At 47.5% G+C, this 12,748-nt stretch carries 12 protein-coding genes; 10 read left to right on the forward strand and 2 right to left on the reverse strand.

Annotation, left to right across the window (positions count from 1 at the left end):
• Positions 1–165: 165 nt before the first annotated feature.
• Positions 166–1,542, reverse strand: a complete 1,377-nt coding sequence (locus tag NST47_RS02465; protein ID WP_341153799.1) for a sugar porter family MFS transporter — start codon at positions 1,540–1,542, stop codon at positions 166–168.
• Between the two features lie 270 nt (positions 1,543–1,812).
• Here NST47_RS02465 and NST47_RS02470 point away from each other — a divergent pair, with 270 nt between their 5' ends.
• The 4 genes from NST47_RS02470 to NST47_RS02485 all read left to right on the forward strand — a co-directional run bounded on the left by NST47_RS02470 (position 1,813) and on the right by NST47_RS02485 (position 7,441).
• Positions 1,813–4,389, forward strand: a complete 2,577-nt coding sequence (locus tag NST47_RS02470; RefSeq protein WP_341153800.1) for a DUF2339 domain-containing protein — start codon at positions 1,813–1,815, stop codon at positions 4,387–4,389.
• On the forward strand, positions 4,352–5,653 hold the full coding sequence (locus NST47_RS02475; RefSeq protein ID WP_341153801.1) for a hypothetical protein: 1,302 nt from the start codon (positions 4,352–4,354) through the stop codon (positions 5,651–5,653). The genes NST47_RS02470 and NST47_RS02475 overlap by 38 nt, the downstream gene beginning before the upstream one ends.
• Positions 5,654–5,705: 52 nt before the next feature.
• Positions 5,706–6,515, forward strand: coding sequence for a hydroxyethylthiazole kinase (thiM, locus tag NST47_RS02480; protein WP_341159589.1), 810 nt, complete (start codon positions 5,706–5,708; stop codon positions 6,513–6,515).
• Between the two features lie 155 nt (positions 6,516–6,670).
• Entirely contained in the window at positions 6,671–7,441 is a 771-nt protein-coding gene (locus tag NST47_RS02485) for a TPM domain-containing protein (protein ID WP_341153802.1), read from the forward strand.
• A gap of 79 nt (positions 7,442–7,520) precedes the next feature.
• On the opposite strand, the gene NST47_RS02490 is transcribed toward NST47_RS02485, so the two are convergent.
• Complete coding sequence (locus NST47_RS02490; RefSeq protein WP_341153803.1) at positions 7,521–7,883, reverse strand: winged helix-turn-helix transcriptional regulator; 363 nt, start codon at positions 7,881–7,883, stop codon at positions 7,521–7,523.
• A gap of 158 nt (positions 7,884–8,041) precedes the next feature.
• Here NST47_RS02490 and NST47_RS02495 point away from each other — a divergent pair, with 158 nt between their 5' ends.
• From NST47_RS02495 to NST47_RS02520, 6 genes are all read left to right on the forward strand, one after another.
• Entirely contained in the window at positions 8,042–9,262 is a 1,221-nt protein-coding gene (locus NST47_RS02495) for an MFS transporter (RefSeq protein WP_341153804.1), read from the forward strand.
• A gap of 78 nt (positions 9,263–9,340) precedes the next feature.
• Positions 9,341–10,183, forward strand: coding sequence for an aldo/keto reductase (locus NST47_RS02500; RefSeq protein WP_341153805.1), 843 nt, complete (start codon positions 9,341–9,343; stop codon positions 10,181–10,183).
• A 147-nt stretch (positions 10,184–10,330) separates the two neighbouring features.
• The gene (locus NST47_RS02505) at positions 10,331–10,735 is read left to right on the forward strand and encodes a Fur family transcriptional regulator (protein WP_341153806.1); all 405 of its coding nucleotides are present in this window, start codon (positions 10,331–10,333) and stop codon (positions 10,733–10,735) included.
• Positions 10,705–11,460, forward strand: coding sequence for a winged helix-turn-helix domain-containing protein (locus NST47_RS02510; RefSeq protein ID WP_341153807.1), 756 nt, complete (start codon positions 10,705–10,707; stop codon positions 11,458–11,460). The genes NST47_RS02505 and NST47_RS02510 overlap by 31 nt, the downstream gene beginning before the upstream one ends.
• Positions 11,461–11,605: 145 nt before the next feature.
• The gene (locus tag NST47_RS02515; protein WP_240415575.1) at positions 11,606–11,851 is read left to right on the forward strand and encodes a glutaredoxin family protein; all 246 of its coding nucleotides are present in this window, start codon (positions 11,606–11,608) and stop codon (positions 11,849–11,851) included.
• 66 nt (positions 11,852–11,917) lie between these two features.
• The gene (locus NST47_RS02520; RefSeq protein ID WP_341153808.1) at positions 11,918–12,490 is read left to right on the forward strand and encodes a peroxiredoxin; all 573 of its coding nucleotides are present in this window, start codon (positions 11,918–11,920) and stop codon (positions 12,488–12,490) included.
• The last annotated feature ends 258 nt before the right edge of the window (positions 12,491–12,748 follow it).

Raw genomic sequence — 12,748 nt, forward strand, 5'->3', positions numbered from 1 at the left:
CCTGAATGCAAAGCTACAGTTCACAGCTTGGCAGGACAGGCTGCTCTTTTCTTATAACATAAGAATTTATAAGTTTTCAGCGGAGCTGAAGGATTCTTATGTTTCAAGAAAACCTACCTCTGAACCGCGGTCGCTCATCTTTGAAAGGCCTCGATAGAGGTTTTCTTATGATTTGCTTTTCCACAGGCGTTCAATTTGTTCAAGAGATTTACCTTTCGTTTCGGGAACGACTTTAGCACAGAAGATGACCCCTAATAATGAAATCACAGCAAACATCCAAAATGTTGCGGATGTTCCGATACCTTCGATAAGAGAGGGAAAGGTTTGGGAAACAAGATAATCAGCCACCCATAAGCATAGGGATGCGACGGCTGTAGCGCGCCCTCTGATTCGAGTAGGGAAAATTTCCGAAATCATGACCCATACGACCGGGCCCAACGAAATGGCAAAAGAGGCGACGTACAGAAGAATGAACAATAAAATCAGGTACCCAGGCAAAGTATTGGAATGAAAGCCATAACCGACTATAAACAAACAGATCGTCATGGAAATGGAGCCGATGAGCAGCAGCAGCCTCCGTCCGACTTTATCAATGAGCCAGAGTGCAATCAAGGTAAACACAAAATTAACAATGCCCACCCACACCGTTTGGCTTAGAGCGGTATCCGTTCCGGCACCCATTTGCTTGAAAATTTCCGGAGCATAGTACATGATCGCATTAATTCCGGTAATCTGTTGAAGAATGGCCAGAACGACTCCCACCAATAGTGGTATCCGAAGTGCAGGGCGAAACAACTCCCTGAGTGATGCTGAATCGTTGTCCTTCAAGTTCAGAATTTCCTGGAGGTCCGATTTTGCCGCTTCCTTGCCATTCATACGTTCAAGGACCTCCAGTGCGCGAACTTCCTGCTTTTGTTTCATCAGCCAGCGAGGTGTTTCCGGTATTAGCAGTAGAAGAAGCAAATAAATCACGCCCGGAGCAATGCCAAAACCAAGCATCCAACGCCAGCCATAAGCAATATCCCACGCTTCATCACCAAGTCCCGCAATAGTCGCATTAATAAAAAACGTCACGAATATGCCTGTAACAACGGCGAATTGGTAAATCGACACCAGACGTCCACGGTTTCTGGCTGGTGCGATTTCTGCAATATACAACGGAGACAATGTGGAAGCCATACCAACGCCCAGCCCTCCTATTATTCGGGCTATAATCAATCCGGTGACGCTGTTCGGGAGTGCAGAGCCGATCGAACCGACTACAAACAGGAAGGCGGACAGCATCAGTATTTTTTTACGCCCGAATGTATCGCTTAATACGCCTGATAAGGCTGCGCCTACAGCAGCCCCCACGATTAAACTCGAAACCATCCATCCCAGCATACCTGCATGTAAATCGAACCGCTCTTTAATGAAGCCAATCGCGCCAGAAATAACAGCTGTGTCGTATCCAAACAGGAATCCGCCTATGGCCGCGATAATGGAATATAGTGTCGCAAATTGCGGAAAAGATTTACGATTGGGGTTTGTAGTGGTCAACATCATATCTCCTTTACAATGGAAATGCCTGCAAATTGAAAACAAGAAGTAGTTTATTCTTACCCGTATTTCATCAAAATATTTGTATCTATATGACAGAATATCTGCGAGCATCAGCGTTTTTTTATTTATTGTTATACGATCGATCTACTAGGGTAAGAGCTCATAGAGCTGTGTTGCGAAGGGTACTAGATGAAGTTAGTACTTTTTTTATGGATCTATTGTAGTAAAATGGAAATCAATCGAATATCACTGAGAAACGGAGGGGAATTCATGGACGAATTTAAAGATCGGATGGTTTCGATCAAAGATAACCAGGCTGCGTTGATGAAGGAGTATCAGGCTTTAATCAATGAATACGAGTCTCATGATTTGATTCATGAAAACCAGATGCTTCGTCAGCAATACGAGGATTACAAAAGCCGATTATCTGAGCTGCAGGAGAAGTACAGGCATAAGGATGAAGAAAATGCCAAACTGCGGGTTTCCCTGAACGAGCAAATGCTGGATGAAAAGCTGAACCTGATCAAAGTGTCCCGTGAAAAGCTCAATACTTATTTCGCTGGTGCCGATCATGCTCATATGAATCGGTTGGCAGCCTTTGAAGCCGAGGCCAAGAAAAATGTCGACCAATTGATGCAAAAGGCCAACACAGAGCTGGGTGAGGAGAAACAGGAAATCCTCAACAGAATTGTGTTGCTTTCCAACGAGCTTAATGAGCAAATCGCTGCCCATCGTGAGTGGCTGGCTGAGCAGGAGCGGCAGCGGCATCAAGACGTTAAGGGCGGATTTGACCGCCTGGAGGCTGAAGGGGTCAGCGAAGAGGTGATGCAGAAGCGAATCAAGCAGAACCAGTTTGAAATGAAAATTGGCTTGAACTGGATCAATAAGCTCGGTATTTTGTTAATTATTCTCGGAGTGGGCGCTGCTTTTCGATACACCTATTCCACCTGGTTTAATGACTATATGAAGGGCAGTGTATTTTTCCTGCTGGGAGCGCTGCTGCTGGTAGGTGGAGAATGGCTGTTTCGCAAGCAAAAGCAAACGTTTGCGCTCGGATTGCTGGGCGGCGGGATTTCGATTTTGTATGGCTCGATCTTCTACAGCTATTTTTTACTTCATATTATAGATCTTTACGCCGGATTAACGCTGTCTGTGCTCGTTTCCTTAACGGCCGTGCTCTTATCGCTGCGTTATCAGTCGCAAACGGTATGCGCATTGGGTCTGGTTGGCGGCTTTTTACCGCTGTTTTCTTACGCTGGAGCGATTGGTTTGGAAGGGAACGCCATCTATGCCGCGATGGGTTATTTGTTCCTGCTGAATCTCGTTATACTGCTGGTCTCATTTCGTAAGCGGTGGACGATTATCAGCTATATCAGCTTTGCGTTTAATACCCCCTCCATGATCGCTCTGGTGCTGTTCGCACCAAGTGAAGCTGTAGGCATGCTCTACTCCGTGCTGACCTTTGCAATGTACGTGGGTGTTACCTTGGCTTATCCGTTTCGATATCAAGCAAAGCTGTCGATCGGAGACGTATGTCTGCTGGCGCTTAATACATTAATCAGCTGTGGCATTCTGTATGGCCTGATGGTCAGAGCTGGATTGCAGGATTACATGGGCTTGCTTGCGCTGATCTTCTGCTTGATCTACATTGGCTTGGGCCGATTTATCGAGAAGGTCATGCAGCAGGAAAAAGCGACGATGATGCTGTTTTATGCGACCTCGCTAACGTTCGCTGTCCTGATGATTCCGTTTCAGCTGGGTGTTCAGTGGCTGGCGATGGGCTGGCTTATCGAGGGTGTCATTCTGATTATGTTCGGCCGCATTAACGGTTTGAATAAGCTGGAGGGAGCGGGCTGGGGTATATTCCTGCTGTGTCTGGGTTCCTTTTACTTGTGGGATGCGGCGCTGCTAGAAGTACTGCTGTCCAAAGGGCGGTATTTTGATATCAAATACAGCTCTGTGATGGTCGGGATGCTGCTGGTTATGCTGTTCTATGCAGTTGGTATCCATCGTGGGCAAAGCAACCCTCAAGAATCTTTGCGGTCGGCGCATCCTATCGTCCGTCATGGTTTAACAGGCTTTAAATATTTCACGCTCGCCAATCTGTGGGTATTCCTGTTGATCGAGAGCAATAAGCTGTATGAGCATTGGGTGCCCTATAGATGGGTTCAATATGACTTTTACGAGCTGCTTATGGCGGCGATGATCACGATAGGCCTAGCTTACGGGCTGAGTCGAACGGCTGTGCTTTATGATAGGATCGTCAAATATTTCAGCTGGTTTCTATACATGATCGGGTACATCCTGTGTCTGGTTATTACAATAAGGGAACCTGTGCTGCAGCCAAGCTATATGGATAATACGGCAGCCGATTATTTTGCCTTGGTATTGTTAATCGGGTTTCATGTGCTTGTATTTTTCAGTGCACGCGATTTTCTGCTTGCCGCACTTCGCCGCACGTATACCAATTCGGAGCTGTATCCAGTCATACTCGGTGTATATTTGCTCGGGATTACGACCGCGTTCCTTGACGTCCAGCTTCGTTTAGGCGACATCAGCCTGATGTTCAGCTTTCTGTACCTGCTGCTGGCTATCAGCTATATCGTATATGGATTCCGCTACAAATATGTATATATTCGTAGGCTTGGCCTCGGGTTGACGCTGTTTGCAACTGCCAAACTGGTCTTCTACGATCTCAGCTTCATGTCGTCCGGCGGCAAAATGGTAGGCTACTTCTGCTTCGGTCTTGTACTGCTGGGTATTTCCTATGGCTATCAAAAGGTATCGAGTAAGCTGGAGGTGCCGCCTAATGATCACAATCCATCACAGCTGGCTCCCAAAGAGTAGTCTCCTAAGAGGGATGGTCATCACGACTTTGGCGGTCAGCCTGCTGCTCTGCCTCAGCAGCACCGGGTTCGCCGCGGAAGCCGCCAACCCTAGCAATTGGCGGTATGCGAAACCGATTGAGCTGCAGGGGAGCGATAAATATGGGGCACTGTTTCTGGATGACGAAGTGTATAAAGGCGCACGTGAGGATCTGGGCGATCTGCGGATTATGGATGATAAGGGACAATTCGTCCCTTATTATGTGGACAGTGGCGCTGCCAAGGCTGTGGATACACAGGTTGTCTATACATCGAATGTGATCGATACGGTCAAGAAGAATAACGACACCTTGATCGATTTTCGAATTTCCCCGATAGATGCAACCAAGGATATACAAGGCAATGGGGTAATACTGAGCTTGCCCGAGCAAGCCTTTCTCAAGCATCTGGAGCTTTACGGCAGCTACGACGGCAATCAGTGGGAGCTGCTGCACAAAGATTATGTGTATCGGACCGAGCAATTGGAGAAACATACAGTGGTGCTCGACAAGACGGTGAAGTTCACTTACTATCGTGTAAAGATTATCGATAATGTGGAAAATCTGGCATTCCCGCAGCTGCAGCTGATACATCGTACGCGTGCATCGAGCTGGCAGGAATTTGCCAAGACCACCTCACTCCCCTATGACACGAAGCAGGAACAGGGACAGACCTTATTGCAGGTTCGCAACGATAACCGGCTGCGGATTACGAAGGTACAGCTGGAAGCGCAAGGAAGCTTTCGACGTTCCTATACGGCACAGACGGCAGCTGGGCAGGATGTTTCCATCGAGGGAAAGCGGGAGCTTTATCGTCTTGACTTCAAGGATGTACAGCTGCAAAATACGATGATCGTCGGGGCTGTACCGATCACGAGTCCAGTATTAACGATCAAAATCAATAATCAGGATAATGCGCCAATCCAGCTCACCGGCTTGAAGGTGGACTATGTGATTGATAAGCTGGTATTCGAGCGCCAAGAGGGACGAACGTACCAGTTGGTATATGGAAATAGCGTCGCAGGTAAGCCAAGCTATGATATCGCCAGCTTCCGAACACAGATTGAGCAGGAAAATCCGACTCTTGCCAAGCTGGCGGTACAGACCGAAGCCCCTGAGGCAGCTCGTGAAGGGCAAGCGAATTCATCATGGTTCCAGACCAAAGCAGCATTTAATATGATTATTATTGCCGTATCCGTGCTGCTGGCTGTTATACTGGGTATGAAGCTAAGCAGGTCCAAAAGATAGTAGCCATTGCCATAAACCTACACATCGATCAAGGAGGAACAGGGAATTGAGCATTCATATCGAGCAGGTCATTGAAGTTTTGGACAAGGTGAGGGCAAACAATCCGCTTGTTCACAATATTACGAATGTGGTTGTCACCAATTTTACCGCCAATGGGCTGTTGGCTCTTGGAGCTTCTCCGGTTATGGCCTATGCCAAGCAGGAAGTGGCGGATATGGCCAAGATCGCAGGAGCACTTGTGTTAAATATGGGCACATTGGATAAAAGGGTGATTCGTGCTATGCTCATTGCTGGCAAATCAGCGAATACGCATCAGGTTCCGATAGTTTTCGACCCGGTGGGAGCTGGAGCGACACCTTACCGTACGGAATCCGCGCGGCTGATTATGAAGGAGCTGAAGGTCTCCGTACTCAGAGGTAATGCGGCAGAAGTCGCTAATGTGATCGGAGAGGCATCGACGATCAAGGGTGTAGATGCGGCAGGTACGGACAACGGGAATGCGGCCGAGCTTGCTGTCCATGCGGCTCGTACTCTGGGCTGTGTCGTTGTTGTGACTGGCAAGGACGATTATGTTAGTGATGGAGAGACCAGCTATAAGGTGAGCAATGGCACACCGCTGCTAACGAAGGTGACAGGCACAGGCTGCCTGTTAAGCTCGATTATTGGCGCCTTTGCCGCGGTTGAGCTGGATCTGGTTCTGGCCTCAGCAGCAGCGCTGGCCTATTATGGAGTTGCTGCAGAAGCAGCAGTCGCCGTGTCCGGTGCGGATCGTCCGGGAGCTTTTCAAATCGAGCTGATTGATGCTTTGCATCGAACAGGTCAAGAGGCATTGCAGCAAGGCGCTGTGATTCAGCAGCTGTAGTTGGTGAATAACGAAGCAGAAAAGCAGTACGAGCAGTACGAACAACAGCCCTGCCAGCATGAAGGGTGGGGCTGTTGTTTGTGTGCATCCCATTTGTGGTAATAATGGATATACAGACATTTCAAGCTGTGCAATCCATGGGGGAGGGAATCCGAATGAGAACAATTCAACTGTTGGTGCTGCTGCTGCTCGTCTTTATTTTCAATTCATCCATCCATACGGTGTATGCAGCCGATGTGCCCGAACGCTCGGGAGCGGTGACAGACCCTGCCGGACTGTTTACTGTCGAACAGGTCAAACAATTGCGTGAAGCCTTGCAGGGCCAAAGCTTTGAGCTGGTTGTTGTTACAGCAAAAGGTTTGAATGACGAAGCGATTCAGCAATTCGGCAATGATGTGTATAACACATGGAAGCTGGGAGCCAACCAACTGCTGCTTGTTGTCACTGACAAGCCTGGCACGGCCCAGCTGGTTTATGATAATGAACAGATGGCAAAGGCAGTATCGAGCACGGAAGCAGGTAATGCGCAGGGGATTATTGATCTTCAATATAAACCGATGGCGGCAAAAGGAAGCATGATCGAAGGTATCAAGGGTGTCAGCAGCTATGTGAATGGTCTGAATGTGCCGGTTACTAAGGAAACGTCTCCACAGCCTGTCCCGAGTGGTGTAGGGGTGACACCGCCCGTTCAGCCTTCGGCCTCGGAAGGGGCATCTGGATCTGTGACTCCGGTCCCGCCAAAAGGAGAAACACCAACAGCGCCAGATACTTCTTCCCCATCAGGTCATGTTGGGGAAACAGGGGCAGCGGATGGGACGAACCCGAATTCGTCATGGACAGCCTCAATAGTTACCATTATAGTGAGCATACTGATTGTAATTGGTGCTGTTGTGTACATAATGAAACGTTCCCGGAGAACGCAATAATCATTCTACAAACTATATAACGATAACCACGCCATGAAATGATGGAGTGGTTTTTTGTTTTCTATTTTCAATGGAGTTGTTATTTATTTAATATATTATCCTCCAATACAGCCGATTTATCCCCGTAAACCTTTGTAATATGAATGTCTCCCCAATTGCACAGTGCGCTTAATATACTGTCCAGACTCCATCCATATTCACTCAGCTCATATTCAACCTTTGGCGGAATTTGATGATAAATAATTCGCGTAATGACCCCATCATCCTCCAGCTCCCGTAACTGCTGGGTGAGCATTTTTTGTGTAATTTCGGGCATCAGGCGTTTCAATTCACTGGTGCGCTTTTTACCATGAGTTAGATGGCACAGAATGACGCACTTCCATTTCCCACCTATGACTTCCAAGGTCGCTTCGACTGATATATTATATTTTTTTTTCAGCATGGTGATCCTCCTTATTTATAGGTACTAAAAAGTGCCTATAGTACTTATTGGATCCTATAGAACTTAAAAGTACGTACTTTTAATTATTGCCTATATAGATCATAATAACATTTGTCGACTCGTTACCACAACATCAAACAAGAATAGGGGGTTATGAAATGGTCCTGGATAAAAGAAGAAGCACACTAGCGCTGCTGGCTTTGGCGGTCAGTGCATTTGCGATTGGAACCACCGAATTTATTAGTGTTGGCTTGCTGCCACTCATAGCCGAAGATTTACAGGTATCTATGACAACCGCAGGTTTAACCGTTTCGATATATGCGTTAGGGGTCACCTTTGGGGCACCGGTATTAACGGCTCTCACCTCTAGTATGTCACGTAAATCGTTATTGTTATGGATTATGGTCGTTTTTATTATAGGTAATGGCATTGCGGTCAGTGCTACCAGTATTGGTGTGTTACTCTCAGCACGTGTCGTATCCGCGTTGGCCCATGGTATTTTTATGTCGATTGGCGCTACTATTGCTGCTGATTTGGTACCGGAAAACCGCAGAGCCAGCGCGATCGCGATTATGTTCACTGGGCTTACTGTAGCGACGGTGACAGGGGTTCCCTTTGGAACGTTCATCGGACAACAATTTGGCTGGCGCTTTGCCTTCCTCATTATTGTTGTCATTGGCATTATAGCGTTGGTGGCCAACAGTATTCTGGTTCCGTCGGATATTAGAAAAAGCGCGCGTACTACCTTGCGTGATCAGGTCAAGCTGGTTACGAATGGTCGGTTGCTGCTTGTCTTTATTATTACGGCACTTGGTTATGGTGGAACATTTGTAGTGTTTACCTATCTGTCTCCATTGCTGCAAGAGATAACCGGTTTTCAGGCAAAAACGGTTGCGATTATTTTGTTGGTCTATGGTATTGCGATAGCTATTGGGAACACGATTGGCGGCAAGCTGGCTAACCGCAATCCGATTCAGGCGTTATTTTATATGTTTCTTGTACAGGCAGTAGTGCTTGTAATCCTGACGTTCACGGCTCCCTTTAAGGTAGCGGGTTTAATTACGCTTTTTGTGATGGGACTGTTCGCTTTTATGAACGTGCCGGGACTTCAGGTGTATGTCGTGACGCTGGCTCAACGTTTTGTACCGAGTGCGGTTGATGTGGCTTCTGCTATCAATATCGCCGCGTTTAATGTCGGAATTGCCCTCGGTTCCTTCCTGGGCGGTATGATCGCAGATTCTATAGGACTCATCCATACAGCATGGATAGGCGGAGTGATGGTTTTTGCAGCTATGCTTCTGACAGGGTGGAGCCGCGCTCTGGAACGAAAGGATCAGCAGGTTCAACAAGCTCAAGCGGCTCAAGCCGTAATCGAATAACACATCATTTAAGCACACCACTCAGTAGATGCTTACGAAGTAAGTTTTCTATCGAAAACTATTAGGAGGTTTATCCAGATGACGAACAACTTACAGGATACAATTACTTTGCATAACGGTACAGAGATGCCATGGTTGGGGATTGGGGTATTTAAAGTAGAAGAAGGGCCGGAGCTGGTTCAAGCTGTGCAAACCGCGATTGGGCACGGCTACCGCAGTATAGACACAGCGGCCATTTATGGCAATGAGGCTGGTGTGGGACAAGGCATCCGGGAAGGGCTCGAGAAAGCGGGTATTGCCAGAGAAGCGGTATTCGTCACCTCTAAGGTATGGAATGCCGATTTAGGCTATGAAGCAACATTAGCGGCCTATGAAGATAGCCTGAATAAACTCGGTCTGGACTATTTGGATCTATACCTCATTCATTGGCCTGTTCAAGGTAAATATAAAGAGGCATGGAGAGCGCTCGAGACGTTGTACCAAGCAGGGCGAGTGAAAGCTATTGGTGTAAGCAATTTCCAGATCCATCATTTGGAGGACTTGATGAAGGATGCAGTCATCAAACCGATGGTGAATCAAGTGGAATACCATCCGCGTTTAACCCAAAAGGAGCTTCAGGTATTTTGCCGACAGCACGATATTCAACTGGCTGCTTGGTCTCCTTTAATGCAAGGGCAGCTGCTGGATAATTCCGACCTGCAGGAGATCGCCACGCGCTACGGTAAATCTGTCGCTCAAATTATTATCAGATGGGACCTGCAAAACGGCGTTGTGACTATCCCCAAATCGACCAAAGAGCATCGGATTGTTGAAAACGCCGCGGTGTTCGATTTTCAATTAACAGATGCCGATATGCAGCGAATAGATGGATTGAATCTGAACCAGCGGGTAGGCCCTGACCCTGACAACTTTGATTTCTAAAAAGGATACCTCCAAGCAATAATCCTGAGTCATTGAGGGTTATTGCTTTTTCTATGTAAGCAGCCTGGATGTGGAACGATGTATTGACTTCTCGCCATTTTATATTTAAACTTAATCTAAATATAAACTATAGAGGGTGAGCTTGCGATGACACGAAAAGGAACACTAACCATCCAGCGCAAGACGATTTTGGAAATTGTAACGATGGCAACAGATCATCCGACTGCGGCCGATGTGATGGAGAGGCTAAAGGAACGCGGCTGCCAGTTCGCTTATGCGACCGTGTACAACTCACTTCGCTATTTGACAGACGAAGGGATGATTCGCGAGCTGAAGCTCGATGGAGACTCCAGCCGCTACGACGCGCGAACAGAAGATCATCAGCATATCGTCTGTGTTTCCTGTGGCCGGGTCGACGAGGTATTCACCGATGCACCGCAGGAGTGGCTGCACCATGTAGCGGAAGAGACCGGCTATGATATACAAGAGCAGCAATATTTGTTTAAAGGAGTGTGTGCGGCATGCAAAATATCAACCAAACCGATCCATTGAGTCCGAGTCCTCAGACGATTCCACAACAATCGGTAGCAGCAGACTACCCGATGGATGGAGACTTTTGCGTCACCACACGAAGAATTATGATCATCAGTCCATGGCCGGCCTCGCTGCACAGCTTGGTTGGGGAATTGACAGTCAAATGCTATGATGTTCTTTTATTTCACCATGCCGATGATTCGGCACTCAATCTGCTGCAGGGTGATCTGCTGCTGATTGATCAGACACGGGGCAGTATGTCGGATGAAGAGATTCAGCATTTGCGTGCGCGCGGCATTCCGATGCTGTCCCTGGTCAGTGAAGGAACGCCACCTAATCAGGTTGGGAGTGATTTCATTGTGTGGCCTTCATCGATGGAGGCTCTCGTGGAGCGTATCCAATCGTTCGATGCTCCAAGCAGTCGTCCCGTATTCGGTGGCAATGATCAATTGCAGCACAAAGATATCAGGATGGACCTGAAACGGATGGTTGTATCCCGTGGAGAAATACGGATCGATCTGACCAAAACCGAGTTCGATTTGCTGAAGGTGCTGCTCAGTGCTGACGGCAGTGTGCTCTCACGGCAGACGATGATGGATCTGGTATGGGGAGATCAATATTTCGGAGGCAGCAATACTGTAGATGCGCATATCAAAAGCCTGCGGCACAAGCTGGGCGACGATCCGAAGCAGCCGCAATACATTGTCACCGTTCGTGGTGTGGGTTACAGATTAACCGATTAAGCTCTTCATGAAACCTTCACGATACCTTCATTATACCTTCATGCAGTTAACCTGCTTGAATGGTATTCTTTTTTTAGCAAGTTTTTAAACTTAGTCTAAATTTAATAAAGGGTCAAACGAGACCCCATACAAGGAGTGAAATACTATGTCCACAGCTGCAGCGAACGTCATCGTCTATACCGGTAACCATTGTCCTTATTGCAATCAGCTCAAAAAATATTTAAACGAGCAAAATATCGCTTTTGAAGAACGCAATGTCGAAACCAACGACCAATATGCCGACGAATTGCAAAATATGGGGATGAGCTCCATACCGGTAACCGTCATCGGTGAGCACACCATTCTCGGCATGAACACGACACGAATCAAAAAAGCATTAGCCGGAGAATAAGCTGGTGCACGACCATCTATTTAACCCCAATATCTAACCCAAATTAACGATCAGGAGGAACATCAAATGACATTACAGACACAACCATTTCCAGTCGTATCTCAAGCCAAAATAGGGGAAAAAGCTCCAGGCTTTAATTTGCCCTCCACCAAAAATTTAACGACTCTAGAGGAGAATGTCGCTTTAGAGGATTATGCAGGCAAATGGCTGCTGTTCTTTTTCTGGCCTTATGATTTCACTTACGTATGTCCGACCGAAATTATCGCCTTCAGTGATCATGCCGAAGCATTCCGCGAGCTGGATTGCGAGATCGTAGGTGCATCTGTCGACAGCGTGTATACACACCGTGCCTGGATTCAAACACCGCGTGATCAAAGCGGTATCGGCAGCATCCAATATCCAATCGCCTCCGACTTTACGAAGGAAACCGCACGTGCTTATGGTATTCTGGACGAAGCTACAGGATCTGCGCACCGTGGATTGTTCATCATTGATCCCGAAGGTGTGCTGCGTTATCAGGTCGTGACCGATATGAACGTGGGCCGCAGTGTCGAGGAAACGCTTCGTATCCTGCAAGCACTGCAAGCTGGTGGCTTATGCCCTGCCAACTGGAAGCCAGGACAAAAGCTGCTCGGGTAAAAGGCAGCTGTGCTCCTAGCTGAAGCAACTAGCTATGAGCAACAAGGCACATATACACAAAAAGGAGCTGCCGCGGCAGCTCCTTTTGCTCGTACACAATGATTCTATTCGCTATGAATATACACATACCCGCGCATGTCCATATTCATCATCCTAACAATTAGCCTCCTATTAACTTGCACTCGATCGCCGTATTGGATCTAATAAACGACGATCGTCAGGATGGCCGCAACGAAGGTAGGATCGATTTCAATCTGG

Source organism: Paenibacillus sp. FSL H8-0034, from assembly GCF_038000305.1.
GTDB lineage: Bacteria > Bacillota > Bacilli > Paenibacillales > NBRC-103111 > Paenibacillus_S.